The organism is Streptomyces sp. ISL-1, from assembly GCF_018614585.1.
Taxonomy (GTDB): Bacteria; Actinomycetota; Actinomycetes; order Streptomycetales; family Streptomycetaceae; genus Streptomyces; species Streptomyces maoxianensis.
In genome coordinates this window covers 120,098-146,659 of sequence record NZ_JAGGOI010000008.1, presented here as the reverse complement: position 1 = coordinate 146,659, position 26,562 = coordinate 120,098, and the positions used below count along the sequence as shown (strand labels likewise).

The window sequence follows — 26,562 nt, the reverse complement described above, 5'->3', positions numbered from 1 at the left end:
GCCGTGACCCTGAAGATCGTCATTGACACGGATTCGGCGACCGCGCCGTACGAACAACTGCGCGCCCAGATCTCGGCCCAGGCGCGCTCGGGCCGGCTGCCCGTCGGCTACAAGCTGCCGACTGTGCGGGGGCTCGCCGAGGAGCTGGAGCTCGCGGCCAACACGGTGGCGAAGGCGTACCGCGCGCTGGAGTCTGACGGGGTGATCGAGACGCGCGGCCGCAATGGCACCTTCGTCGCGGCGGCGGGCGACGCCGCGGCCCGCGAGGCGGCCGCGGCGGCGGCGGCCTTCGCGGAACAGGTCCACCGCCTGGGCCTGACCCGCGCGGACGCGCAGTCGGCTGTGGATGACGCGCTGCGAGCCGCGTACGGGAAGTGAGGGGGCGGGCATGCAGGTACGCCTGGCTTACAGGTACGCCCGGCCGGCCCACAGGTACGCCCGCCCCGAGATGCATCGGGCCTACAGATGCATCGGGCCCACAGACGTTTCAGGCCTGCAGATACAGCGCGTCTGCAGATGCATCACGCCTACAGATACAGCCCCGCATCCGCCCCGTCGTTCTGCGTCGGCACCGACGCAGGGCTGGTGCCGCGGCGCAGGGCGTACAGCTCCGCCAGTGACGCGCCCTCGCGGCCCACGCCCTCTTCCGTGCCGAGCCAGTTCACCGACTCCTTGCGGGTCAGCGCGCCCACCTCGATGCGGGCCAGGCAGCGGCCCGGGCGGACCACCGCCGGGTGCAGGCGTTCCAGGTCCTCGTTGGTAGTCACCCCGACCAGGACGTTGCGGCCCTGGCCCAGCAGGCCGTCCGTGAGGTTGAGCAGCCGGGACAGCGCCTGGCCCGCGGTGTGCTTGGCCTCGCCGCGGATCAGCTCGTCGCAGTCCTCCAGCAGAAGCAGCCGCCAGCGGCCCTTGGACGTGCCCTCGTCCTCGCCGATCGCGATGTCCATCAGATAGCCGACGTCGTTGAACAGCCGCTCCGGGTCCAGTACGCAGTCGACCTGGCACCAGTCCCGCCAGGAGCGGGCCAGCGTGCGCAGCGCCGAGGTCTTCCCGGTGCCGGGCGGCCCGTGCAGCAGGAGCAGCCGTCCCGCGATGTCGTCCGGCGTCACCTTCATCAGCCGGTCCATTGCGTCGGCCACCGGAGCCGTGTAGTTGGGCCGGATCTCCTCCCAGGTCCCCGCGGCGATCTGCCGGGTGGTGCGATGCGGACCGCGCCGCGGCGATACGTACCAAAAGCCCATGGTGACGTTCTCGGGCTGCGGCTCCGGCTCGTCGTGCGCGCCGTCCGTCGCCTGCCCGAGGACCTTCTCCGCGAGCTCGGAGGTGACGGCGGTGACCGTGACGTCCGCGCCGCGGTTCCAGCGCGAGACGAGCAGCGTCCAGCCCTCGCCCTCGGCGAGTGTGGCGCTGCGGTCGTCGTCGCGCGCGCAGCGCAGCACGGACGCCGCAGGCGGCAGCAGCGAGGCCCCCGGCTTGACGCGGTCGATGGTGGAGCTGTGGGAGTACGGCTGCTCGCCCGTCGCGAAACGGCCGAGGAACAGAGCGTCGACGACGTCCGAAGGTGAATCGCTGTCGTCGACGTTGAGCCGGATCGGCAGAGCGTCCTGAGGCTTGGCAGACATGCGCCCATGATCCGCCACGGGACGGCCGCGCGCACGGTGTTTTGGTCCGTGCCGCGCCCGGCCCGGTTCGGCGGCGGGTGCCGGCGCCTGCTCCCCGCCGCCGACGGGTTCTCCCACGGGCAGCCGTCCCGCAGGCGATTCCGCCGCCTGCCGACGTGCCGGGTCCCGCGCCCGGGGCTGCCCGCGACCGGCTCCTCGAGTCAACCCCCGCTCCGGCGGATCAGGCCGGCCGCCCGGCGCACCCGGCGCACCATGGCGTAGCCCTTGGTGAGCGCGCGGTCCTTGGCGAAGTTCCGCGCGATCGAGCGGCCTTCGATCAGCCGCTCGAACTCCTCGATGCCGGTGGCGCGCCGCACGGTCACCCGCTGCAGGGCGTACGGCCCCTGCCGGGGCAGGGCCAGGCCGTTCCCCACGGCGAGCGACTGCGCGAAACCCGCCGCCCGGACCGTACGACGCACCCGGCGGCTGGAGTAGCCGTACGGATAGGCGAAGGAGAGCGGCACGGCGCCCAGTTCGTCCGCGATGATGTCCCGGCAGCGGACCGTCTCGAAGCGGAGCCGGTCGTCGTCGAGCTGGTCGAGCTGCGGATGGGTGTGCGTGTGCCCGCCGATCTCCGTGCCCGCGGCGGACAGTTCACGCACCTGGTCCCAGTCGAGCATGGTGTCCAGCGCGCCGCCCTCGTCGTGCGCCCCACGCAGCCAGCCCGTGGAGACGAAGAGCGTGGAGGCGAAGCCGTGCTTGGCGAGGACGGGGAGAGCGTGCCGGTGCACGCCCTCGTAACCGTCGTCGAACGTGATCAGCACCGGCTGCCGTGGCAACGGCCGTCCGCCCGCCCGCCAGGCGTCCCCGAGCTGTGCCGTGGTGAGGGGAGTGAACCCGCGTTCGCCGAGCAGCTCCATCTGCTCGGCGAAGGCGTCGGGCGAGACGGACAGTCCGTACGCGGCCTTGGCCGGCCGGTGTCCGACGGCGTGATACATCAGGATGGGGACGGGCCGGCTCACCCGGATGTACCTCCTGTGCTCGGCGAGGCGGCGGTCCGCCCTGTGTCGGGGATCCGCCCTGTGCTCGACGAGGCTGCGATCGGTCCTGTGCGAGGCGTGGCTGCGGTCGCCCCCGTGGTTGCCGCGGCTGCGTTCGCCCCAGTGCTCGCTGCGGCCGCGATCGGTCCTGACGAGAACGTCGCGCCGCCACCACGCGCCCGCATGCTGCCCACCACATAGCCGCCCGCCGCCGCGGCCACCCCGGCGACGATCGCGCCGGCCCTGCCCGCGCCGCCCGGGCGGGCAAGCACCGCGTCGCGCAGCCCGCGTACGACTCCGGCCGGGAGCACCCGGGTGGTGTAGCGGCGCTCCGACTCGAGGCCCTTGTCCGCGCCCACGCTCCGGGCCACGAGCGCCTTGGACAGGCCTTCGGCATACGCGCGGGTGCGGAAATACCCGAACCGTTCCCGCGCGGCCGGGACCTTGTGGTGGATCACCGCGCGGTCGTCGATCAGCAGCACCCCGTCGGGCAGCGCCTTGGAGAGCCGGATGCACAGCTCGGTCTCCTCGCAGCCCAGCGGCCGCTTGTCGCCGTCGCGCCCGATCCCGGTGGCGAAGCCGCCCGACGCGTCGAACGCGCTGCGCCGGAACGACGCGTTGCCGCCCAGCACATTGCGCACCCGTACCTTGCCGGGCGGCAGGCCGCGGTACGTACAGCCCACGACCCAGTCGAACTCCTCGGGGAACCAGACCGGCCTGCGCCCGGACGCCCAGGCCGCCATGGTCCGTCCCCCGACGGCCATCACCCGCCTGTCGTCGTACCCCTCGGCGAAATACCGCAGCCAGTCGCGCTCGGCCACGGCGTCGTCGTCGAGGAAGGCCACGAACTCGCCGCGGGCCGCCGCGATTCCGGTGTTGCGGCCCGCGGAGAGGCCGCGGGGGCCCGCATTCGCGAGCACCCGCACCTTCTCCCCGTCCGCCGCGCTCTCACTGTGCTCGCCGTAGTCCTCGTACTGCTCGGCGAGCCGGTCGAGCAGCGCCGGATTGTGGTCGACCACAAGCAGCGTCTCCAGGGCCGGCAGCGACTGCCGCCGTACTGAGTCGACGGCCGCGAGGATGTCCTCCCACCGGTCCTCCGTATAGGCGCAGATCACCACGGAGAAGCGCCGGTCGCTCAAGACGCCCCTCCTCGCGGGATCCCGATGCTCAGCGCCGCCGGACGGCGACGCTCGGCTCTGCGCACGCCCTTCTCCTTGAGGATCACTCTGAGGACCCGCAGCCCGTCCCGCACGGCTCTGAGGTTGCTGACGCCGTGGATGCGGAGGTACTCGTGGCTGGGGACCTCCTGCACCCGCAGTCCGGCCTTGACCACCCTGATGTTCATCAGCGTCTCGATCTCGAAGCCGGTGCAGTCCAGGCTGATCCTGTCCAGGCAGTGCCGCCAGAAGGCGTTGTAGCCGTAGCAGAGATCGGTGTACCGGGCCCCGAACTTGGCGTTGACGACGGTGCACAGGACCCAGTTGCCGAGCTTGCGGATCGGGGTCATGTCGTCCGTGCCGCCGCCGTTGGCGAATCGGGAGCCCTTGGCGAAGTCGGCGCCCGAAACGAGTGCCGAGACGTACGAGACGATCTCCTGGCCGTCCGCCGAGCCGTCCGCGTCGACCATCACGATGATGTCGCCGGTGCAGGCGGCGAATCCGCTGATGAGGGCATCCCCTTTGCCCTTGCCGACCTGTTTGACGACCTTGACGTCCGGCCACAGTTCGCGGGCGACCTGAACGGTGTTGTCACTGGAATTGCCGTCGACCAGGACGACTTCATGAATCCAGTCGGGCAGGGTTTTGAAGACGTACGGAAGATTCTCCGCCTCATTCATGGCGGGGATCACGACGCTCACCGGCGGAGTGATCGCGAGATGCGAGGAGATCGGACGGTACGCATGTGCTATTCGGCCGGCTCCCTGCGCTTCCGGTCCGGCCCCCGCTGACTGGGCGGCCGCGGATTGTGTGGCTGAATGGGCGGTTGATTCTGCGGTGTTGCCATGGTGCGACGGTGCAATGAACGGATCTTGCCCCGGAGCGGCCGGGTGCAGGACTGAGCTCATGATTGTGATTCCCTCTCCACCGGTGGACTGCCCGCCCCTGGGCAGTCCGGATGAGTGTCCGGTTCGAAAGGGGGGTTCTTCTCACCCCGGTCATGACGGCATAGCACTCCGTACTTGGTGGGTGAGCTGGCAAAACTGGCCGCGCGGTGTACGGCTCGGATTGAGCGCGAAACCGAGCACGGCACCCCCCTACCGCGCCCCGCTCCAGATCCATCGCGACGACTGAGCCCTCCCCTGGAGCCGCTTTGCATGATGGACCGTTGCGGGTGGATGTACGACGGTATTGATGATTAGGACTGTATGGCAAGACCAGGAACGGGGACTCACTTTTTTGCTTTTTTGATACCGATTCGGCGGTCAGGTACGGAACCGTCCCGATCGGATCTTCTTGATCCCTTTCATCAACCGGTCTACCGGATCAGTGTGTTCCGCATTCCGGATATGCCGTCCCAGTGCCCAGAGGAACAGGAGAAGGGTGATCGCGGCGACTGTCGCGATCCCGCCACCGGCCGTCAGGATCCGCGGCGTGGAAAGGGATTGGGCAACGAGCAGATCGATGGCCACCGCGCCGGTCGCGGCCACGGCGGCACGGGCGGCCGGATCCAGCCGGTGAAGGACGGCGGCCAGGCCCCCGGCCGGCCCCGCGAACATGAAGAAGAGGACGAACGGCGCGCGCAGCGGAGACTGTGCGCCGGTGAGCGCCATTGCGACTCCGACCCCCGCGACCGCGGACGCGACGCCCGCGAGAGCCGGCAGTAGATCCGTCCGGACTGCTGACGGCTTGTCTTTGATCGTCTGCATGACCGACTTTGCCCCTCAGCGCCGGTTTCCGAGCCTCAATGCTGGGCAGCGGGCGACGCTCCGTCAAGAAGCCGGATCCCCTCACGGAATCTTCTTGGCATGGACACTTCCGGTGAAGTATGGGTCCTGCTACGACAGTTGTGGCAGAGATCCTGCTAAAGGGAGGTTCCATGAAACTGTCCCGAATCGCGGCATTCTCATCCTCACTCCTCCTCGGCGTCGTCCTCGCTCTCACCGGAGCCGGCCAGGCTCAGGCCTCGGACACCGCCCTAGCGCTGGACTATGTGGCCCTCGGCGACTCGTACTCGTCGGGCGTCGGGGCCGGCAGCTACGACAGCGGCAGCGGCGCCTGCAAGCGCAGCAGCCGTGCCTTCCCCAAGCTCTGGGCCGCCTCACATTCACCCTCGTCGTTCGCGTTCACCGCTTGCTCGGGCGCTCGTACGGGTGATGTTACGGCCGGTCAGCTCACCCCCCTCAGCTCCGCGACCGACCTCGTATCCATCACCATCGGAGGCAATGACGCGGGCTTCGCCGACGTCATGACCACCTGCGTCCTGCAGTCCGAGTCCACCTGCATCAACCGCATCAACCAGGCGAAGGGCTACGTCGACTCGACCCTGCCCGGCAAGCTCGACTCCGTGTACTCGGCCATCAGATCCAAGGCACCCGCTGCCCAGGTCGTCGTCCTCGGCTACCCCCGCTTCTACAAGCTCGGCGGCAACTGCGTCGCCGGGCTGAGCGAGAACGAACGGGCCGCGATCAACGGCGCGGCCGACTACCTCAACGCCGCCATCGCGAAGCGCGCGGCCAACCACGGCTACGACTTCGCGGATGTCGCCCCCGCCTTCACCGGACACGAGATCTGCTCCGGGTCGGCCTGGCTGCACAGCGTCAACTGGCTCAACATCGGTGAGTCCTACCACCCCACCGCCTCCGGACAGTCCGGCGGCTACCTGCCCGTCTTCACCTCGCGCGCCTGAACGCCGCGTTCGCCGCGTTCGCCGCGTTCGCCGCATTCTGGGTGTTTGCGGTGTTCGGTGCGTTGGGTGCGTTAGATGTGTTCGGTGTGTAGGAGCTCTCGTCCGTCGGGGGCTCCTGCTCGCAGGTGACAGAGAAGTCGATCCAATTCGAGTGCGCCTCGACCGGGCTCCGGACCTCCACCCGGATCCGGTCGTGGTGCGTCTCGTTCGCCTTGTACGTGAGCTCGGTGTGGCTGACCCGCTTCTGCTTCGAGCCCCCGGCCGCGAAGTGCAGCGTCTTCCAGCCGGAGCCGGACGTCTCGCCGCTCTTGGTCGCCCAGCGGTAGTCGACAGCCGCAGGGGTGCGGCCGACCGTGATCGTCGCCCGGAAGGCCGGAGCCTCCGCTTCCGGTGGCGGGCAGGTCCCCGAGTAACTGCCGTGCACGGTCTCGGCGTACACCTTCACGGTCTGCGGCGGTGTGACCGTACCCGCCGGTGCCCCGCCATTGCCCCCGTCGTCGCCCCCATCGGTCGTGCCGCCGTCCGCGCCTCCGCCCGGGGCGGGCGCCGTGCTGTCCGGGCCCGCGCTCGAACTGCCCGTCGCAGGGACCGTGCCGCCGCCGTTGTCGTCCAGGCCTCCTTGGTCCTTGTTCTTGTTGACCAGCGCCCAGGCCAGTCCGCCGACCGCGAGCAGCAGTACGGCCACCCCGGCGACGAGCGCCAGCATCGCTCGCCGCGAGCGGTCGGGCGGCGCACCGGTAGTGGCCGTGGCGGCCGGACCGGGCACGGGAAGCGGCACGTACGGAGTCGGTGGAGTGACCGGGGTGCGGGACGCGGACGAAACGGTGGGGCTGTACGGGCCCGGCGGCGGAGCGGTACGCGCTCCGCCGCCCGCACCGACGACCCGCAGCTGATTCTCGGCCTCCTCCGCCGAGAGCCGCTGCGCCGGATCCTTGCGCAGCAGCCCCTCGATGACCGGCGCCAGCGCGCCGGCCCTGCGCGGCGGCGGCAGCTCCTCGTCGACAACGGCCCGCAGCGTGCTCAGCGGGGTGTTCTGGCGGAACGGGGAGTTGCCCTCGACCGCGGCGTACAGCAGCACCCCGAGTGACCACAGATCCGACTCCGGCCCTGGTGTACGCCCCAGCGCCCGCTCGGGAGCGAGGAATTCGGGGGACCCGATCAGCTCGCCCGTCATCGTGAGGTTGGAGGTCCCCTCGACCGTGGCGATGCCGAAGTCGGAGAGCACGACGCGGCCGTCATTGGCGATGAGTACGTTCCCCGGCTTCACATCCCGGTGCAGCACGCCCGCCTCGTGCGCGGCGCGCAGAGCGGCGAGGATCTCCGCGCCGATGTTCGCGGCACGCTGCGGGGGCAAGGGCCCTTCCGCGTCCAGCACATCGGAGAGCGCGAGGCCGCGCACCAGCTCCATCACGATCCAGGGCCGGCCGTCCTCGGTCGCCACGTCGTAGACGGTCACGACATTGCGGTGCGAGATCCGGCCGGCGGCCCAGGCCTCCCGTTCCAGACGCGCGTACAGCCGTCGCTCGTCGGTTGTGCCGAGAGCGGCGGGGGCACGCACCTCCTTGACCGCGACCTCGCGGGCCAGCATCTCGTCGCGGGCGCGCCACACCACGCCCATCCCGCCCTCGCCCAATGGGCTCAGTAGTCGGTAGCGTCCCGCCACCAGCCGCTCAACGCCCGGCACTTCGCTCACAGCGAGCCCCCATCGGTAGCAGAGCAACTACCCCAAGTTAGCTCACGCAAGAGCTGTTGCCGCCCCCTTCAGCGCCAATCCGCACCCGAGGGCGAGGACTACGCAGGCCGTGCCCAGCGGCATCACGCGCTGCGCGGCGGAGAAGACCCGCCCCTTGCGACGGCTCCGGTCGGCCAGCAGGCGGGCGGCGCGGGCGCCGAGGCGGACCGCGGCGAAGCCCGCGGCGGCGAGGGTGAGGGCGAGCCCGACGCCGTACGCGAGTACGAGCAGCAGACCGAACCAGGCCCTTCCGAGCGCGGCGGCGCCGACGAGCACGACGACGGCGGACGGACTGGGGACGAGTCCGCCGGCAAAGCCGAGCAGGAGGGTGGAACGGACGCCCAGGGAGCGATGGTCGTGGGTGTGCGAGTGCGGGTGGCCGTGACCGTGTCCGTGTCCGTGTCCGTGCGCGAGGTCGGGCTTCTCGCTGTGGCCGCGCCCGGACTCCTGCGCGTGGCCGTCCTCGTGGGCGCGGCCCTGCTCGGGGCCGGGCTTGTCCCCAGGCCCGTGCTCGATGTGGTGCGCATGGGTGTGGCCGGGAGGATGACTGTGCTCGGGCGCGAGGCTGTCCTGGCTGCGGCTGCGGCTGCGGCTGTGCGCGAGACCGGGCTCCCGGCTGACGCCGTGGCTGTGCTCGTGCTCGTGCTCGTGGCTGTGTCCGTGGCTGTGCCCGTGCCCGTGCCCGTGGCTGTGCTCGTGCCCGTGGCTGTGCCCGTGCCCGTGGCTGTGCCCGTGCACATCACCCCGGTTCCGCCATGCCCTGCGTACCAGCACCGCCCCCGCCCCCGCCACCAGCGCCCCGCTCGCGACGCCCAGCCACGCCACGACTGACGGTGCGGCCGCCGAGCCCAGCGCGATCAGGCCGCCGAGCGCGAACACTCCGAGCGTGTGCGTGATCGTCACCGACGCCCCCAGCGAGAGGACGTCGCGCAGGGAGTTGCGACCGCCCGCCGCCGCGGCGGCGGCCATCACGGTCTTGCCGTGACCCGGCGCGAGTGCGTGCAGCGCGCCGAGCAGCACAGCCGTCGCCAGTGCCAGCGCGGCGAATCCCGCCGTCAGTTCGCGCCGGGACACCAGACCGGTCAGCGTCTGTGTGAAGCGGTCGGCCCCGCGCGGCAGCACGGAGGCCCCGGGCGACGCCGCCTCCGGCCGGTCCGCCGCCGGCGCCCCGCCGGGAGCGACCGAGAACCCGGCCGTTGTGCGGTCCAGCGGTGAGGAGAGCTGCCCTTCCGGGTACCGCGCCAGCCGCTGGGACGCCGACGCCTCTGGTACGTCGGACGAGGTGAGCGTCATCCGGTCGCCGCCGGCCGTGATCTCCCGCCAGCCCGGCCCCTGGCCGCTGTCCGCAGCCCGGAAGGCGATCGTCTGGCGGCCGTCGGGCAGTTCGGCCGTCAGCCTGCACTCGACGCGCAGCGTCGGCAGCCCGGCCTGCCCGGGGCGCACTTCCGCGTGGCCCGCACCCGGCCTGAGCGGAACGACGCGGCGTCCCACCTCGACCTCGGTGCCGCGCGCCGCGTCACCGCAGCGGGTATCGGCCCACTCGGACAGCTCACCGGTGGACATCTTCCGGTCGCCGTTCCGGTCGATCTTCGAACGCGCCTGGGCGGCCGGTATCTCCGCCAGGTCCTCGACATGGTCGACGCTCAGCAGGCCGGGCGAGACGAGGAGCCCGTCGTAGCGATTGACCGTGAAGTTCCCCAGGGGATGCGCGGCGGCCGTCCCGGCGGGCAGCACGGCGAGCGCCGCCCCGGCGAGCAGGACCGCCGCGCCGACGGCGGTCGTACGCCTCTTCATGACGCCTCCAGAGCCCGCAGCGCGCTCTGCGCCGCGCGTGAACCGGTGGGGGAGAAGCCGGGGTTGATCCTCAGCGCGGCGGCGAGCGAGCCACGGGCCGCCGCCGTCCTGCCCGCGGCGCGTTCGATCACGCCGCGGTGGTAGAGGAACACGGCGTTGCGGCAGCCGGCCGGTGCGGAGGTTCCGACGTACGAAAGGGCCTCCTTGGAACGGCCGTTGACGTGCAGGGCCCAGGCGAGCGCGTCCGCCGTGTGCACCGTCCGGCGCTTGCGCCACTCGGCGCGCGCGGCGGCCAGTGCCTTGGCACGGTCACCGTGGTCGGCCAGGGCGAGAGCCGTATCAAGGTCGGTGTCCACGCCGTTGGCGCGAGCCAACTCGGTCCAGGTGCCGATGAGTTCGTACTGGGCGCGGGCCTCGGCCTTGCGCCCACCCGCCTCGTACAGCTCACCGAGGGCCACCAGCTGTCCCGGCAGCGGCAGCCGGTTCACCACCGCTTCGAGCCCGGACACGGCGGCTTCGGTGTCGCCGCGAGCGGCCTGCGTGCGGGCCCGGCCCTCCAGCGCGGGCAGATACGCCGGGTCCGCCTCCAGCGCGGTCGCGAATTGCCGCTGGGCGGGGGCGTACGCACCCTGACTCCACTCCAGCTGGCCCAGAGCGGTGGCCACATACGCCGTGTCACCGGGGGAGGAGGCCGAGTCCAGCGCCAGTCCGAGCACCCGGCGGGCGCCCGCGATGTCGCCGCGCAGCTCCAGTACGTACGCGTAGCGCGTGAAGACGGGAATGCCGGGGCGGCGGCGGTCGGCCTCCTCGGCTGCGGCCAACGCCTTCGGGTAGCTGCCCAGTTCGACGAGGGCGTCAATCCGGGAGGCGAGCGCCCGCTCGCCGAACGGGTTCACTTTCAGTGCCGCCTCCGCCTCCCGCAGCGCGCCGCGGAAGTCGTGCCGCGCCGCCGCGAGCGCGGCACGACCCGCGAGTGCCGCGTCGTTGCCCTGCGGCTGGAGAGCCAGTGAGCGGGCGAGCGCCTTGTCCGCCTGCGGATACCGGGTCGGGTCGCCGCCCGTCCTGGCCTGCTCGACATAGGCGGCGCCCAGCGTCGCCCACCCCCGGGCGTCCTTGGGCTGCGCCCGCAGATGCGCCTGGAGGCCGGTGACCCCGCGGGCGAGGTCACCGGTGCCGATCCGGTCGAACGCCGCGTCCGCCACGGGCGCCGCGGTACGGGCCGCCGGGGGCTCCTGGTCCGCCCGGCCGGCCACGACAGCGCCCGCGGTGATCGCGACGGCCAGCGCGCCGGCCGGAAGGAGGATTCCCCAGCGCCGGGCGCCCGCCCCTGATTCCCTTCGCAGGGACATGTGTCTTGCCCTTTCCGCTCGTCGATGCGTCCGGCTCAGCTGTACGGATTCCGACGCCGCATCCGCCACCAGTTGAGGCCCAGTCCGACGAGCAGCACTCCCGCGCCCGCGGCGACCGCGGATGCGATCAGCGTGGTGCTGGTGGCGTCACTGTCGGAGGCGGCCGAAGACGCGCCACCGCTGAGCAGGTTGCCCTGGGCGTCCTTGGCCCCGGCCTCCTTGGCGAGCGGCCCCCGCGAGCCGGACGTCGGCAGCGCCACATACGGGAAGGACTTGCCGAACTTCTGGTCGTTCTCGTTGACCGCGTCGCCCAAGTCGTTCTTCTGGCCGAGGAGTTCGCCCTCGACGACCTGGAGCGCGATGTCCAGCACGTCGTCCGTCAGCCGCCGCCCGTTGGGGAATCCGGCGTTGTCGCCGTCCAGCACGCCCAGCCTCTTGGGCTCGGCACTCGGCTGGATGGAGGTGTTGAGCCGCAGCGCTTCCGCGGGACGGACATGCGGTGGCTTGTTGAGCTTGTCGACGCCGGTCAGGAACACCGAGACCAGGTCGTCGCGCGGTTCGGCGGGGGCCTTGATCTTGTAGATGCCCTCGATCAGCTTCGGCAGTTCCGGCTTGGTGACGAAGTTCAGGAAGTCGCCGTCGTTCCACGGGTGGGACGCGTTGAACTTGTCCTTGTCCTTCACGGGAATGACGACCTCGTTGACCAGTGGCATGCCGAGCCGGGACACCTGGGTCCAGTGACCGTTCGCGCTCTTGCGCTGGGTGGTTGACCAGATGCCGACGATCGGCTGCTTCTCCGACTGCCGGATGTACGCGGTCGGGACCTGCAGGGCGATGGAGTTGACGCTGTAGCCCTTGAGAGTGTCGTTGCCGACCTCGGAGAGGTTGCCGCCGTAGAGCAGGTCGAAGACGCGCAGGTCGAGGAAGAACGGATCGTCCGCCTGACCCGCGAACGCCGTTGATCCGCCGGGGATTTTGTGGACGGCCTGGTCGCGCAGGGCCTGGTAGTCGGGCATGGATGCCTTGCCCACGTTCGACGGCGCCACCGGCAGATCGTCGGCGACCTTTGTGGAGTGCATCACACGCTGGTTCTTCAGCCTTAGCAGATCGATGTCGTACGTCTGCGTGATGTTGAGGTCCGGGTCGTCGATCGTGGTGACGGGACCGGTGTTGAAGAGGAACGTATTGCCGTTCTTGATGTGGTCCTTGAAGGTCCACCGGTAGATCAGGTCGCCCTGGGCGTCGCCGTCACTGTCGATGTGGATGTCGTACTGGGCGTCATCGGCGAACTTGTAGAAGTTCGGGCCGCCGGCCGGTTCCTCGAACGGCAGCCAGTTGGCGACGAGCGTCGTGGTGTCCGGCTTGTCCGGGCTGACGAACGCGTACACGTCCGTGTTGTCGTACTGGGGCTGCCCGGAGATCAGTGGGGCCTCGCGGTGGCTGGAAGCCTTGGCCGTTCCCGGCTCCAGCCCGGTCACACCGGAAGCCACGAGCGTCCCGCCGGCCAGCGCGACGCAGGTAAGAGCGGCGAGCCTCCTGGGCCCCCGCCCGCTGCTGCTCAATGCGGTCATCGAATCCGTCCTTCGCGAGTGCTGGTCTTGCTTCGATGCCAGTCATTCGGTGCGGAGGGCTGTTCGGATTGGTCGGGAGTCCGGGAAGTTTTTCCTGACGTACTGTCCAACTCGCCCTGGAATCAGGCAGGTTTAGTGAGTAGTCGTCAACTCGCGTACGGGTGTGGTGAATCCTGTGACCGGAATACACGAGTGTCACTGCGGGACGATAGGGTTAACCTGCCCGGGCCGGGTGCCCTCGTACGGGTGGGGAGTGACATGGAACAGATAACGGTGCGCAGCAGGCCGCGAGTGCCTGCGATCACGTGTGGGAGCAGTGCGACCAGCACGCGTCTCGACCGCCATCTCTCGGTGCTCGGCGGTCCTGCCGTCCCGCTGGGTGAGTCGGCCGAGGCGACGTCGCTGATGCTCGAGCTCACCTCACGCGATGTGGCGCACACCCGCAAGAGCAAGAGCGCGCGTGTCTCGCTCTTCGCGCCGCTTCGGCGGCTGCGTCGCTCACTCTTCGGCAGCCGCGGCTGACCGATCCCCAGAACGTCCCCTCGTACGGGAACGCGCTCAGGCGACCACACCGTCCCGGCGCAGCGCCGCTGTCCCTTCATCCGTCATCCCCAGGGCACTCAGCAGCGCATCGGTGTGCTCGCCGAGTGCGGGAACCGCGCCCATCCGTGCCTCTGTTCCGCCAGGCAGGGTGATCGGCGGCAGCAGCGCCCGCAGCGGCCCGACCGGTGAGTCCACCTCACGCCACCGGTCCCGCGCGGCGAGCTGAGGATGCCCGGCCACATCCGTCACGCTGTTGAGCCGGGCGCACGCGATGCCCGCCGCCTCCAGCCGGGCGATCGCCTCGTCCGTGCCGAGGCGGGCCAGCGCCTCGGCCACCACCGCATCGGTCTTCTCCCGGTTCGCCGTACGGGCGGTGTTGGTCGCGAAGACCGGATCGTCCCCCAACTCGGGGCGGCCGAGCACCTGGTCGGCAAGCCGACGCCACTCCCGGTCGTTCTGCACCGACAGCAGCACCTGCCCGCCGTCAGCCGTCGGGTAGGCGTCGTACGGCGAGATGACGGCGTGCGCGACCCCCGTGCGCGCCGGTGCTTCGCCCCCATGCATCCCGTAGTGCAGTGGATGCCCCATCCACTCCGCCAGCGACTCCAGCATCGAGACCTCCACAGGGCCGCCGGCGCCCGTGGTCCCGCGCCGCAGCAGCGCCGCGAGCACCCCCGAGAAGGCGTACATCGCCGCCGCGATGTCGGCCGCGGGAATGCCCGCCTTGACGGGCTGCTCCTCGGTCCCGGTCACCGACACGAGGCCCGCCTCGCACTGCACGAGCATGTCGTACGCGCGCTTGTGGGCGTACGGCCCCTCCGCGCCGTATCCGGAGATGTCCACGGCGATCAGCCGCGGGTGCGCGGCGCACAAAGTGGCCGCGTCCAGGCCGAGTCGAGCGGCTGCGCCCTGGGCGAGGTTCTGCACGAACACATCGGCTTCCGCGATGAGTTGACGCACGATCTCCAGGCCGCGCGGGTCCTTCAGGTCGACGGCGATGGACTCCTTGCCGCGGTTGCACCAGACGAAATGCGAGGCGAGGCCGCGGGCGGCGGTGTCGTAGCCGCGCGCGAAGTCGCCGCCGTCAGGGCGTTCGATCTTGATGACACGGGCGCCGAGATCGGCGAGCTGGCGCGTGGCGAAGGGCGCCGAGACTGCCTGTTCGACGGCGACGACCGTGATCCCGTCGAGGGGGAGAGGGTGGCTCATGACAGCCGTGCCTACCGTGTAGGCAGCACCTTTGTCACCCCCGGACCGCATACCGGCGTCACCCGGTGAGTGACAGCCGGTTCTGGGGACCTGCCGCGGGAGGATTCACAGCAGCGCGAACTGCCCCTCCGGGCCCTCCTCGTGGTGGTCCAGCACCGACGCCGGGCGGCGGGCAGTATCGGGGACGGGCAGGATATTCGCGCTGCGTAGCTCGGCCGCGGTGATCCGCGAGCCGATCCCGGAGGTCAGCTCATCCTGCCGGGGCCGGAGCTCGGCCAGCAGCGTCAGCACCGTGATGAGCTCCAGCAGCTCGGACGTCCACGGCTGGGGCCAGACCGACGGGCGGATCGCCTCCAGTGTGCCGGGCTCGGCCGGGGCCGTCCTGCGGGCGAACCACTGCTCCAGCACTCGCACGCCGCTCACCTGGAAGTCCCACGCCGCGCCCGGTACCGGCGAGATGCGGCCCTCGCCCAGGTGCAGGGCATCCTCGTCGCGGTCATAGAGGAGTTCGTCGGGCCTGGCGGGAAGCGGGGCGCGTACGTAGGGGCGACGGCCGCCCGGGAGCTTGGGGCGCTCGCCGTTGCCCCGCAGATGAAGCCAGAGGATCCGGCGGCCGAGTTCCGTGCCGTGCGCCCAGACCCCGGGGTCGCAGGGGAGCGGGACCGTGCGGTCCGCGGTCCCGGCCGCCAGCGTCCAGGCGAGCAGGGACTGCGCGGTGACCTCGTGGCCGTAGCGGTCGCTGAGATGCCCGAGCAGACCCGGCGCCACATTGGGCTCGCGGCCCCCCGGGCGCCGGTAGAGCGGGCGGATGCGGCCCGGGCGGCCGGCCGGGGAGCGCCCTTCGGGGAGCACGGCCGAGGCCAGCAGCGCGGGGCCCGTCGCCTCAGGGACGTGACCCTGCTCGACGAGGAAGAGCTGGCGCTCGTCGGCTACCCGCCACAGCTCCGGGCGCGCGGCGTCGATGAGGCGATGGTCCGGCAGCAGCCACTGCTCGTCGAACGGGCCGTGCAGGATGCGTACGGGCTCGGGGCAGGGGCCGGACTCGCGCACCAGACGGCCCGTTCCGGTGGTCTGGCCCGGCAGCTGGGCCACCGCGGTGTGCAGCGTGCGCGACCGGGTGGGGGGCAGCAGCGCCTCCCGGGCCGCCCCCTGCGCGCGTATGAAGGCGTTCCAGCGGGCTTTGAGGGAGGCGGCGTCCGGGGCCATCGGCCACCCCCGGCCCAGCCGCAGCGGTGCGACGGACCACGGCATGAGGTCCGCCAGCAGCGGAGCGTCGTCGTCCAGCGTCACATCGGCATCGTACTCAGCGGCGCATCCCTCACTCAGTCCGCATTCGCGACTCAGTCCGCATCCGCGACTCGGTCCGCCTCCGGGATTCCGTCCGCGTCCGGGGATTCAGTCCGCGTCCAGCGTCACCGTGAAGGAGAAGCGGTCCCCCCGGTAGTGGATGATCGCCACATCCAGGGCGCGCCCGTTCTCGTCGTGGATGATGCCCGTGTAGTGCAGGATCGGGCTGAGCAACGGCACCTGGAGCAGCCGGGCCGTCTCAGGGTCCGCGAGCCGTGCCTCGACGGTGTCGGTGATCCGGCTGATGTGTGCGCCCACCACATCGCGCAGCACCTTCGTCATGGGCCAGCGCACGAGGTCGTCCGGGTCGATACGTTCGGCCAGGTCGGGGCGGATGAAGTTGCGGGCGTGATTGGTCGGTTCGCCCGTCTTCTCGTCGCTGCGCAGCCGGTGGTACGTCGCCACCTCGGCCAGGTCCGGGAAGTGCTCGGCGAGCTCGGGGGGTACGGCGGCCCGGCCGTGGTCCAGCAGCTCGGTCCGCTCGCCCGACTGCTGGGCCACGATCGCGTCGATCGAGCCCAGCAGCCGCCTGGGGGCGCCCCGCCGCGCCCCCGGCTCGATGAAGGTGCCACGCCTCCGGTGCCTGCTGATCAGGCCCTCCTGCTCCAGTTCCTTGAGGGCCTGGCGCATGGTCAGCACGCTGACGCCGTAGTGCGCGGCGAGCTGCTCCTCGGTCGGCAGCCGCAGCGACGCCCCGGGCGCTCGGCCCAGTATGGAGGCGCGTAGCGACTGCGAGACCTGGTACCACAGCGGCAGCTTGCGGTTCAGGACCAGCGAGTCGGGGGCGAAGGCGGTCACGGGGTACTCCGTACTACGACCGGAAGTGGCGCTCAAGACCCTGCCACACGTCGTCGTACCCCTTCTGCAGATGGTCCGCGTTCGCCGCCTGCGCGGTCGCCGTCACCGGCCAGCGCGTCTCGAACATGAACGCAAGCCCGTCGTCGATCTTCTGCGGCTTCAGCTCGGCGGCGCTCGCGCGGTCGAAGGTTTCCCGGTCGGGGCCGTGCGCGGACATCATGTTGTGCAGCGAACCGCCCCCCGGCACGAAGCCCTCGGCCTTGGCGTCGTACGCGCCCTCGATCAGGCCCATGTACTCGCTCATCACATTGCGGTGGAAGTACGGCGGCCGGAAGGTGTCCTCGCCGACCAGCCAGCGCGGCGCGAAGACCACGAAGTCGACCCCGGCCAGGCCCGGCGTGTCGGTCGGAGCCGTCAGCACGGTGAAGATCGACGGATCGGGGTGGTCGTAGGAGATCGTCCCGATCACATTGAAGCGGCGCAGGTCGTAGACGTACGGAACATGATTGCCGTGCCAGGCGACGACATCGAGCGGCGAGTGGTCGTACGTCGCGGCCCAGAGGTTCCCGCAGAACTTGTTGACGACGTCGACCGGGCCCTCCATGTCCTCGTACGCCGCCAGGGGCGCGAGGAAGTCCCGGGCGGCGGCGAGGCCGTTCGCGCCGATCGGGCCGAGGTCGGGCAGCTGGAAGGGCTGACCGTAGTTCTCGCAGACATAGCCGCGGGCGCTGTCGTCCAGCAGCTCCACCCGGAAACGGATCCCGCGGGGGATCAGCGCGACCTCGCCCGGCCGGGCGGCGAGCAGCCCCAGTTCCGTACGGAGCAGCAGCCCGCCGCGCTCCGGCACGATCAGCAGTTCGCCGTCGGAATCGCTGAACACCCGGTCCGTCATGGCGGAGTTGGCGTGGTAGAGGTGAACGGCCATGCCGGTGCGCTGGGTCGCGTCGCCGTTCCCGCCGAGCGTCCACAGACCGGCCAGCCAGTCTGTGCCGGGCGCGGGCTCGGGCAGCGGGTTCCAGCGAAGCCTGTTGGGGTCGGGGACGGACTCGGTGAACGGCGCGCTGCGTACGCCGCCGTTGCCGATGCGGACGAACGGCGGATGTGCCGCGGACGGGCGGATCCGGTAGAGCCAGGAGCGGCGGTTGTGGGCGCGCGGCTCGGTGAACGCGCTGCCGCTCAGCTGCTCCGCGTACAGCCCGAGCGGTGCCCGCTGCGGTGAGTTGCGCCCGTGCGGAAGTGCGCCGGGCACGGCTTCCGAGCTGTGCTCATTGCCGAACCCGGGCGAGTGCCCAAGGCTTTCGGCGGTCTTCCGCGCCTGCTCGATGCCGCTCATCGTCCGCTCCTGGTGCTGAAGGATTCCTATGCATAACCGTAGGATTGCGGGACCGTGCCGTCAACGGCAACGGGGCGGCGTGATGGCGGCGTGTCCGGGCGGGACGCCTGCGGCGGGCTTGCCCCCGCCCCACCCCTTCCCGTAACCGGGGCTCCGCCCCGGACCCTCCCGCTACGCCCCGGCGGGCGTGGGGGACTCCCGCGCCTCAAGCGCCGGCGAGGCTTGCTCGCCGGACCGGCTGAAACTCAAGCCCGTGGGGGTCCCCCGGACGAAGTTTGGGGGATATTGAGGAGAATGCCCGAAGGGTGTACGGGGTCCGGGGCGGAGCTCCGGTTCAGGAAGGGCGCGGCGCCCCCTCCCGTGCATGCATACCGGTCGGTATGCTCGGCCTGAACCGCGCGCCACCGCCGTCGCCCCGTGGAGGGCCCATGTCCCGCACAGCTGGCACCCGTACCGCACTGCGCATCTGTCCCCTCTGCGAGGCTACCTGCGGACTGACCCTCACCATCGAGGGCTCCCGCGTCACCGGCGTCCGCGGTGACCGCGATGACGTCTTCAGCAAGGGCTTCATATGCCCGAAGGGCGCTTCCTTCGGTGAGCTCGACGCCGACCCCGACCGGCTGCGCACACCCCTCGTGCGCAGGAACGGCGAGCTGCAGGAGGCCAGTTGGGAGGAGGCCTTCGACGTGGTCGCGGCCCGGATCAGGCCGCTGATCGAGGAGCACGGGCCGAATGTGGTGGGCGTCATCCTCGGCAATCCGAACGTCCACACCATGGCCGGCGCGCTCTACCCGCCCGTACTGCTCTCGCTGCTGCGTAGCCGCAATCTCTTCACCGCCAGCACCCTGGACCAGATGCCCAAGCATGTCTCCAGCGGGCTGCTCTTCGGTGACCCCGTCGCCATCCCCGTCCCCGACCTGGACCGCACCGACCATCTGCTGCTCCTCGGTGCCAACCCCTTCGACTCCAACGGCAGCCTGTGCACCGCGGCCGACTTCCCGGGCAAGCTCAAGGCACTGCGCCGGCGCGGCGGCACACTGACCGTCGTCGACCCGCGCCGCACCCGCACCGCGCAGCTGGCCGACCGGCACGTCCCCATCCGGCCCGGCGCCGACGCCCTGCTGCTCGCCGCGCTCGCACAGGTCCTGTTCGAGGAGAAGCTCACAGATCTCGGAGCGCTCGAAGCGCATGTCGAGGGGGTGGCCGAAGTCGCCGAAGCGGTACGGGAGTTCACGCCGGAGGCGGTCGCCGCCGCCTGCGACATGGACGCCGAGGAGATCCGTACGATCGCCCGCGAACTCGCCGCCGCGCCCACCGCCGCCGTATACGGCCGCGTCGGCAGCAGCACCGTCGAGTACGGCACCCTCACCAACTGGCTGGTCGACGTTCTGAATGTGCTCACCGGCAACCTCGACCGCCCCGGCGGCGCGCTCTTCCCGCTCTCCGCCACCGACCGCGCACCCCGCCCCGCCGTCCCCGGCAAGGGCTTCGCCCTCGGTCGCTGGGCGAGCAGGGTCAGCGGCCACCCCGAGGCCAAGGGTGAACTGCCCATGGCCGCGCTCGCCGAGGAGATCGACACCCCCGGGGACGGACGGATCCGCGCGGTGATCTCGCTCGCCTCCAACCCGGTGCTCTCCGCGCCCGACGGCGACCGGCTCGACCAGGCGCTTGCCGGACTCGACTTCATGGTCAGCGTCGACCCGTACCTCAACGAGACCTCGCGCCACGCGGACGTGGTGCTGCCCCCGCCGCCGCCCTCCCGGAGCGCGCACTTCGACTTCGCCTTCAACGCGTTCGCCGTACACAACCAGGCCCGCTACACCCCGGCGGTGATCCCCCTGGAGGAGGGCAGCCTCGGCGAGTGCGAGATCCAGGCCCGTCTGGTGCTCGCCGTCGGCGGCATGCACGGCGCGGACCCGGGCGCCGTCGACGACATGGTCATCGAGCGCACCCTCACCAAGGCAGTCACCGATCCGCACTCCCCGGTCCACGGTCAGGACGTGAAGGAGCTGACCGCACAACTCACCGGCCGCGGCGGGCCGGAGCGGCGACTGGACATGATGCTGCGCCTCGGCCCTTACGACCTCACCCTCGACAAGCTCCTGGAGCACCCGCACGGCATCGACCTCGGCCCGCTGCGGCCCCGGATGCCGCAGGTCCTCAAGACCCGCAGTGGACGCGTCGAGCTGCTGCCGGGACCCATCGCCGCCGATCTGCCGAGGCTGCGGCGCGCCCTGGACACGCGGCCCGCCGCACTCGTCCTCGTCGGCCGGCGTCATCTGCGCTCCAACAACAGCTGGATGCACAACGTCGCCACGCTCAACGGCGGCTCCAACCGCTGCACTCTCCAGATCCACCCGGCCGACGCGGCCCGACTCGGTCTGGAGGACGGCGTCCAGGCCCGCATCAAGGCGGACGGAGGAGAGCTCGAAGCGCCGGTCGAGATCACCGACGCCGTCCGGACCGGAGTGGTGAGCCTGCCGCACGGCTGGGGACACAGCCGGCCCGGCACCCGGATGTCGGTCGCTGCCGCGCGTCCCGGAGTCAATGTCAATCAACTGCTCGACGGCTCGCGGCTCGACCCGCTGTCCGGCACCGCCGTGCTCAACGGCTTCCCGGTCGAAGTGTCACCTACGCGATGACCTGGGGTTTTGCTCGTATTGCTCACGCGTCAACATCTTGTTAACGACTCTTGGGGCGACCTAACGTCATCCGAACCGCCGCTCTGGTGGGAGTTCAAGGGTGAACGTTAGGTGTCCCAAATGCTGACAATCCTCGGCTTCGTCATGATTGCGACCTTCCTGGTCCTGATCATGATGAAGAAGATGTCGCCGATCGCGGCGCTGGTCCTCATACCCGCCCTCTTCTGCGTATTCGTCGGACAGGGCGCGCAACTCGGCGACTACGTCATCGAAGGGGTCGGCACGCTCGCCCCCACCGCGGCGATGCTGATGTTCGCGATCGTCTACTTCGGCGTGATGATCGACGTCGGGCTGTTCGATCCGATCGTCCGCGGCATTCTGCGCTTCTGCAAGGCGGATCCGATGCGCGTCGTGGTCGGTACGGCGCTGCTCGCCGCGATCGTCTCGCTGGACGGCGACGGCTCCACCACCTTCATGATCACCGTCGCCGCGATGTATCCGCTCTACAAGCGCCTCAAGATGAGCCTGGTCGTGATGACCGGAGTCGCCGCCACGGCGAACGGCGTGATGAACACCCTGCCCTGGGGCGGCCCCACCGCCCGCGCCGCGACCGCCCTCAAGCTCGACGCGGCCGACATCTTCGTCCCCATGATCCCCGCGCTCGCCAGCGGACTGCTCTTCGTCTTCGTCCTCGCCTACGTACTGGGTCGCCGCGAGCGCAAGCGCCTCGGCGTGCTGACGCTCGACGAGGTCCTGGAGACCGAGTCCGAGACCGTCTCCGAGACCGTGCTGGTCAAGTCGGGCGGCGGCAGCTCCGAGGAGCGCACCGCAGTCACCGGCGGTATGGGCGACGCCCCCGGCGCGCAGGAGAAGTACGAGAAGGAGGAGGACGCGAAAGAGGAGGACGCGCGCTTCCAGGGCCTCGACCCGAACCGTGCCACGCTGCGCCCCAAGCTCTACTGGTTCAACGCCGGGCTCACCGTCGCTCTGCTCACCGCGATGATCATGGAGTGGCTGCCCATCCCCGTGCTCTTCCTGCTCGGCGCGGCCCTTGCCCTCACCGTCAACTTCCCGACGGTCGCCGACCAGAAGGCCCGGATCGCCGCCCACGCCGACAACGTACTCAACGTCACCGGCATGGTCTTCGCCGCCGCCGTCTTCACCGGCGTGCTCACCGGCACCGGCATGGTCAAGCACATGGCCGACTGGCTCGTAGGCGCCATCCCCGAGGGCATGGGCCCGCACATGGCCATCGTCACCGGCGTACTGAGCCTCCCGCTCACCTACTTCATGTCGAACGACGGCTTCTACTTCGGCGTCCTGCCGGTCCTCGCCGAGGCGGGCGCGGCCCACGGTGTCTCCCCGCTGGAGATCGCCCGCGCATCCCTCGTCGGTCAGGCGCTGCACATGTCGAGCCCGCTCGTCCCCGCGGTGTACGTCCTGGTCGGCATGGCCAAGGTCGAGTTCGGCGACCACACCCGGTTCACCGTCAAATGGGCGGCGCTCACCTCGCTGGTGGTGCTCGGAGCCGGAATCCTCTTCGGCATCATCTGAGGCACTGGGTATGTGGTGAGCGTGGGCCAGGGGGCGTTGGCGGTTGCTGTCCCGACGGCGGACGGCTCCGTACAAAAAGCCCAGTCCCAACCTGCGCGCGAGTCATTCCCTGACCGGGAGTAGTCGGCTAGTTTCAGGCGTCTCAGTCGCTCCCCCTCTTCCCACGGGCGGAACCCTATGAGTCGCGCCATCTCGCTTCGCAGCGTCAGCAAGAGGTACGAACGCACCAATCGAGCCGTCGACCGCTTCACCCTCGACATCGAGCCGGGGGAGTTCGTGGTGCTGCTCGGCCCTTCGGGCTGCGGCAAGTCGACCGTGCTGCGCATGATCGCCGGTCTCGAGGACATCACCGAGGGGGAGTTGCTGCTCGACGGCGAGTACGCCAACCACATCCCGCCCCGCGACCGCGCCATGGCCATGGTGTTCCAGAACTTCGCGCTCTACCCGACCATGACCAACCGCGACAACATCGGCTTCCCGCTGCGGCTGGAGAACCCGCGGCTCGACTGCCGCCCGCAGGTCGAGGCCACCGCCCGGATGCTGGGCATCGAGGACGTCCTGGACCGCTACCCGAGCCAGCTCTCCGGCGGTGAACGCCAGCGGGTCGCGATGGGCCGGGCCATCTCCCGGCGGCCCTCCGTATTCCTGATGGACGAGCCGCTGTCCAACCTCGACGCGAAGCTGCGCAACCGTCTGCGGGCCGAAATCTCCCAGCTCACCGCCGAGTTGGGTGTGACCACTGTCTATGTCACGCACGACCAGGCCGAGGCGATGTCACTGGGCGACCGGGTCGCCGTGATCCGCGGCGGGGTGCTCCAGCAGGTGAGCACCCCGCGCGATATGTACGCCCTGCCCGAGAACGTCTTCGTCGCCGCGTTCATCGGCACGCCGCGCATCAATCTGCTGCAGGCCGTCGTCTACGCGCCGCTGGACGGCCGGATGTCGATCGATCTCGGCAAACAGCGGCTGCCGCTGCCCGAACCCCTCAGCGCCGACCACCAGTTGCTCCGCATCCAGCAGGGCCGGCAGATCATCGTCGGCCTGCGCTCCGAAGCCACCCGGATCGCCCCGCCGAGCCAGGCCCGCCCCGGCGAGGTCGCCCTGACCGGGATCGTCGAGCACATGGAGTACCAGGGGCATGAGGCGCTGGTGCACTTCAACACCGGCTCGCGGCCCGCGGTCGTCGCCGACCTGGAGTCGCCCAGACCACAGCCCCCCGTGCGAAGACGCAGAAGCAGAAGCGGCGGCCCGAGCGTGCTGACCCGGATCAAGGGGCGCGCGATGGCCCATGTCTCGGGGCCCGTGGTGGCGCTCGACGACCCGGAGCCGGGTCCTCGTCCCGTCGCCGCCGAGCGCCCGGCCGTCGCCCTGAGCGATCTGGTCGTGCGGACCGGACCCGATGTGCGGCTGCGCAGCGGCGCTCAGGTGCCGCTCCTCGTCGACCTCGCGCATCTGTACGTCTTCGATCAGCACGGCCGCAGGATCTGCCCTGCTCCGGCGGACCTCCCGGGCCTGGACGCCTGAGCGTCCCCCCTATGCTCCAGGTGTCCCTGGCGTCCGAAAACTAACACCGCTAGTTTGGGTGCGGACGACTACCGCAGGTTCTGGAGGAGTGCGATGAAGGCCCACGACGGGATGTACATCGGCGGCCGGTGGCGGCCCGCCGCAGGCCCGGACACCATCGCCGTGGTGAACCCGGCGGACGAGCAGGTCATCGCCCATGTCCCGGCCGGCACGGCCGAGGACGTCGACGCCGCCGTACGCGCCGCCCGCGCCGCGTTTCCCGGCTGGGCCGCCACCGCGCCCGCCGAGCGCGCGGCCGGGATCGCCAGGCTGCGCGATGTGCTGGTGGCCCGTGCTGACGAGATCGCCGAGACCGTCACCGCCGAACTCGGCGCACCGCTCGCAATGTCGCAGACGGTCCACGCCGGAGTGCCCGTCCTGGTCGCCGGCTCGTACGCGGAGCTGGCCGCCTCGTACTCCTTCGAGGAGAAGATCGGCACCTCCACCGTGCTGCTGGAGCCGGTCGGCGTGGTCGGCGCCATCACGCCCTGGAACTACCCGCTGCACCAGGTCGTCGCGAAGGTGGCCCCCGCACTCGCGGCGGGCTGCACCGTAGTCCTCAAGCCCGCCGAGGACACCCCGCTGACCGCGCAGCTCTTCGCCGAGGCCGTCGACGAGGCCGGACTGCCCGCCGGGGTGTTCAACCTGGTGACGGGCCTCGGCCCGGTCGCCGGACAGGCACTCGCCGCCCACGAGGACGTGGATCTCGTCTCCTTCACCGGCTCCACCGCCGTCGGCAGGCAGATCGGCGCGACGGCGGGGGCGGCCGTCAAGCGGGTAGCCCTGGAGCTCGGCGGCAAGTCCGCCAACGTGATCCTGCCGAGTGCCGACCTGGCCAAGGCCGTCAAGGTCGGCATCGCCAACGTGATGTCCAACTCCGGCCAGACCTGCAGCGCGTGGACCCGGATGCTGGTCCACAAGGACCAGTACGAGGAGGCGGTGGCACTCGCGGCCGCCGCCGTCGCCAAATACGTACCCGGCGAGCGGGTCGGCCCACTGGTCAGCGCCAAGCAGCAGCAGCGCGTACGCGGCTACATCGAGAAGGGCGTCGCCGAGGGCGCCCGGCTGGTCGCGGGCGGTCCCGCCGCCCCCCTCGAGAGGGGCTACTACGTCAGCCCCACCGTCTTCGCCGATGTCACCCCGGAGATGACCATCGCCCAGGAAGAGATCTTCGGCCCGGTCGTCTCCATGATCGAGTACGCGGACGAGGACGACGCGCTCCGTATCGCCAACGGCACGGTCTACGGCCTCGCGGGCGCGGTCTGGGCGGGCGACGAGGCGGAGGCCGTCGCGTTCGCCCGCCGGATGGACACCGGGCAGGTCGACATCAATGGCGGCCGCTTCAACCCCCTTGCCCCGTTCGGCGGTTACAAGCAGTCGGGTGTGGGCCGCGAGCTCGGCCCGCACGGTCTCTCCGAGTATCTCCAGACCAAGTCCCTCCAGTTCTGAGCCGGGAGTTGCGAACCATGGTCCGCGCCGCCGTACTGCCCGCTGTCGGCTCTTCGCTGGAGATCACCGACATCGAACTGCCCGAGCCCGGCCCCGGCCAGGTGCGGGTGCGCCTCGCCGCCGCCGGGGTCTGCCACTCCGATCTGTCCCTGTCCAACGGCACGATGCGCGTGCCGACGCCCTGCGTCCTTGGCCACGAAGGCGCGGGCACGGTCGTCTCTGTCGGCGAGGGCGTCAGCCATGTCGCCGCCGGCGATGGTGTAGTCCTCAACTGGGCTCCGTCCTGCGGGAGTTGCCACCACTGCGGGATCGGCGAGGTCTGGCTGTGCGCCAACGCGCTGGCCGGCGCGGCAAGCGTCTACGCCCGCGCCGCGAGCGGAGTGAGATGGGGGTCCCCCCGGCCGGAGGCTGGGGGAGGCGCCGAGCTGCATCCCGGTCTGAACGTCGCGGCCTTCGCCGAGGAGACTGTCGTCGCCGCGAACTGCGTCCTGCCGGTCCCGGAGGGCGTCCCGCTCACCGACGCCGCGCTGCTCGGCTGCGCGGTCCTCACCGGGTACGGCGCGATCCACCACTCCGCGCGCGTTCGCGAGGGCGAGTCGGTGGTGGTCTTCGGCGTCGGCGGCGTCGGCCTCGCCACCCTCCAGTCCGCCCGGATCGCGGGCGCCTCGACGATCATCGCGGTCGATGTGTCCCCGGAGAAGGAGGAGTTGGCGCGGCAGGCAGGGGCGACGGAGTACGTCGTCGCCTCCGACACCACCGCGAAGCAGATCAGGGCGCTCACCGGCGGCCAGGGCGCGGACGTCGCGATCGAGTGCGTCGGGCGGGCCGCCACGATCCGCACCGCCTGGGACTCCACCCGCCGAGGCGGCCGCACCACGGTCGTCGGAATCGGCGGGAAGGACCAGCAGGTCACATTCAACGCACTGGAGCTCTTCCACTGGGGCCGTACGCTCTCGGGCTGCGTGTACGGCAACAGCGACCCGGCGCGTGACTTGCCGGTGCTGGCGGAGCACATCCGCGCGGGACGCCTGGACCTGGCGGGGCTGGTGACCGCGCGGATCGGTCTCGCCGGGATCCCGGCGGCCTTCGAGGACATGCTGGCGGGCAAGGGCGGCAGGGCGCTGGTCGTCTTCTGACCGAGGCTCCGCCACTGGGCCCGCCCCGGACCCTCCCACTGCGTCCTGGGGGCGT

Annotated in this window: 21 protein-coding genes; 8 read left to right on the top strand and 13 right to left on the bottom strand. The window is 70.8% G+C overall.

Annotated elements, in window-relative coordinates; genetic code table 11:
* The first annotated feature begins 3 nt into the window (after positions 1–3).
* Positions 4–378 (top strand): GntR family transcriptional regulator, encoded by a 375-nt coding sequence (locus tag J7E87_RS08360; RefSeq protein ID WP_215091574.1) that lies wholly within the window; start codon positions 4–6, stop codon positions 376–378.
* A gap of 149 nt (positions 379–527) precedes the next feature.
* Here the strand turns inward: J7E87_RS08360 and J7E87_RS08355 are convergent, their stop codons facing one another.
* The 5 genes from J7E87_RS08355 to J7E87_RS08335 form a co-directional block, all read right to left on the bottom strand.
* Positions 528–1,622 (bottom strand): DUF5925 domain-containing protein, encoded by a 1,095-nt coding sequence (locus J7E87_RS08355; RefSeq protein WP_215091572.1) that lies wholly within the window; start codon positions 1,620–1,622, stop codon positions 528–530.
* 200 nt (positions 1,623–1,822) lie between these two features.
* Positions 1,823–2,599 (bottom strand): polysaccharide deacetylase family protein, encoded by a 777-nt coding sequence (locus J7E87_RS08350; protein WP_215091744.1) that lies wholly within the window; start codon positions 2,597–2,599, stop codon positions 1,823–1,825.
* A 20-nt stretch (positions 2,600–2,619) separates the two neighbouring features.
* Entirely contained in the window at positions 2,620–3,780 is a 1,161-nt protein-coding gene (locus tag J7E87_RS08345) for a glycosyltransferase family 2 protein (RefSeq protein ID WP_215091570.1), read from the bottom strand.
* Complete coding sequence (locus J7E87_RS08340) at positions 3,777–4,706, bottom strand: glycosyltransferase family 2 protein (RefSeq protein ID WP_251017119.1); 930 nt, start codon at positions 4,704–4,706, stop codon at positions 3,777–3,779. Before J7E87_RS08340 ends, J7E87_RS08345 begins: the two co-directional genes overlap by 4 nt.
* 357 nt (positions 4,707–5,063) lie before the next feature.
* On the bottom strand, positions 5,064–5,411 hold the full coding sequence (locus tag J7E87_RS08335) for a hypothetical protein (protein ID WP_215091567.1): 348 nt from the start codon (positions 5,409–5,411) through the stop codon (positions 5,064–5,066).
* Positions 5,412–5,677: 266 nt separating this feature from the next.
* Between J7E87_RS08335 and J7E87_RS08330 the strand changes: the two genes are divergently transcribed.
* Positions 5,678–6,487, top strand: a complete 810-nt coding sequence (locus tag J7E87_RS08330; RefSeq protein WP_215091565.1) for an SGNH/GDSL hydrolase family protein — start codon at positions 5,678–5,680, stop codon at positions 6,485–6,487.
* On the opposite strand, the gene J7E87_RS08325 is transcribed toward J7E87_RS08330, so the two are convergent.
* The 4 genes from J7E87_RS08325 to J7E87_RS08310 are packed head-to-tail and all read right to left on the bottom strand — an operon-like array spanning position 6,471 to position 12,933.
* Positions 6,471–8,180 carry a serine/threonine-protein kinase gene (locus J7E87_RS08325; protein WP_215091563.1) on the bottom strand — a complete coding sequence of 570 codons (1,710 nt, stop codon included), beginning with the start codon at positions 8,178–8,180 and terminating at the stop codon, positions 6,471–6,473. The genes J7E87_RS08330 and J7E87_RS08325 overlap by 17 nt on opposite strands.
* A gap of 42 nt (positions 8,181–8,222) precedes the next feature.
* Positions 8,223–10,013 (bottom strand): nickel transporter, encoded by a 1,791-nt coding sequence (locus tag J7E87_RS08320; RefSeq protein ID WP_215091561.1) that lies wholly within the window; start codon positions 10,011–10,013, stop codon positions 8,223–8,225.
* Positions 10,010–11,362 (bottom strand): hypothetical protein, encoded by a 1,353-nt coding sequence (locus J7E87_RS08315; RefSeq protein WP_251017118.1) that lies wholly within the window; start codon positions 11,360–11,362, stop codon positions 10,010–10,012. Before J7E87_RS08315 ends, J7E87_RS08320 begins: the two co-directional genes overlap by 4 nt.
* A 35-nt stretch (positions 11,363–11,397) precedes the next feature.
* Positions 11,398–12,933 (bottom strand): DUF4331 domain-containing protein, encoded by a 1,536-nt coding sequence (locus J7E87_RS08310; RefSeq protein ID WP_215091559.1) that lies wholly within the window; start codon positions 12,931–12,933, stop codon positions 11,398–11,400.
* Positions 12,934–13,191: 258 nt separating this feature from the next.
* On the opposite strand from J7E87_RS08310, the gene J7E87_RS08305 reads away from it, so the two are divergent.
* Complete coding sequence (locus tag J7E87_RS08305; RefSeq protein WP_215091557.1) at positions 13,192–13,455, top strand: hypothetical protein; 264 nt, start codon at positions 13,192–13,194, stop codon at positions 13,453–13,455.
* Between the two features lie 36 nt (positions 13,456–13,491).
* Here the strand turns inward: J7E87_RS08305 and J7E87_RS08300 are convergent, their stop codons facing one another.
* The 4 genes from J7E87_RS08300 to hmgA form a co-directional block, all read right to left on the bottom strand.
* A complete protein-coding gene (locus J7E87_RS08300) occupies positions 13,492–14,685 on the bottom strand; it encodes a CaiB/BaiF CoA-transferase family protein (protein ID WP_215091556.1) in 1,194 nt (397 codons plus the stop codon).
* A 105-nt stretch (positions 14,686–14,790) separates the two neighbouring features.
* The gene (locus J7E87_RS08295) at positions 14,791–15,936 is read right to left on the bottom strand and encodes a type ISP restriction/modification enzyme (RefSeq protein ID WP_215091738.1); all 1,146 of its coding nucleotides are present in this window, start codon (positions 15,934–15,936) and stop codon (positions 14,791–14,793) included.
* Positions 15,937–16,080: 144 nt separating this feature from the next.
* A complete protein-coding gene (locus J7E87_RS08290) occupies positions 16,081–16,830 on the bottom strand; it encodes a GntR family transcriptional regulator (RefSeq protein WP_215091554.1) in 750 nt (249 codons plus the stop codon).
* 13 nt (positions 16,831–16,843) lie between these two features.
* Positions 16,844–18,163 carry a homogentisate 1,2-dioxygenase gene (hmgA, locus tag J7E87_RS08285; RefSeq protein ID WP_215091552.1) on the bottom strand — a complete coding sequence of 440 codons (1,320 nt, stop codon included), beginning with the start codon at positions 18,161–18,163 and terminating at the stop codon, positions 16,844–16,846.
* Between the two features lie 428 nt (positions 18,164–18,591).
* Here hmgA and J7E87_RS08280 point away from each other — a divergent pair, with 428 nt between their 5' ends.
* From J7E87_RS08280 to J7E87_RS08260, 5 genes are all read left to right on the top strand, one after another.
* Positions 18,592–20,805, top strand: coding sequence for a molybdopterin oxidoreductase family protein (locus J7E87_RS08280; protein ID WP_251017116.1), 2,214 nt, complete (start codon positions 18,592–18,594; stop codon positions 20,803–20,805).
* Between the two features lie 120 nt (positions 20,806–20,925).
* Complete coding sequence (locus J7E87_RS08275) at positions 20,926–22,359, top strand: CitMHS family transporter (protein ID WP_215091548.1); 1,434 nt, start codon at positions 20,926–20,928, stop codon at positions 22,357–22,359.
* Positions 22,360–22,536: 177 nt separating this feature from the next.
* A complete protein-coding gene (locus J7E87_RS08270; protein WP_215091547.1) occupies positions 22,537–23,883 on the top strand; it encodes an ABC transporter ATP-binding protein in 1,347 nt (448 codons plus the stop codon).
* Between the two features lie 93 nt (positions 23,884–23,976).
* Positions 23,977–25,371, top strand: coding sequence for an aldehyde dehydrogenase family protein (locus J7E87_RS08265; RefSeq protein WP_215091545.1), 1,395 nt, complete (start codon positions 23,977–23,979; stop codon positions 25,369–25,371).
* Positions 25,372–25,388: 17 nt separating this feature from the next.
* The gene (locus J7E87_RS08260) at positions 25,389–26,507 is read left to right on the top strand and encodes a Zn-dependent alcohol dehydrogenase (RefSeq protein ID WP_215091543.1); all 1,119 of its coding nucleotides are present in this window, start codon (positions 25,389–25,391) and stop codon (positions 26,505–26,507) included.
* Positions 26,508–26,562 lie beyond the last annotated feature (55 nt).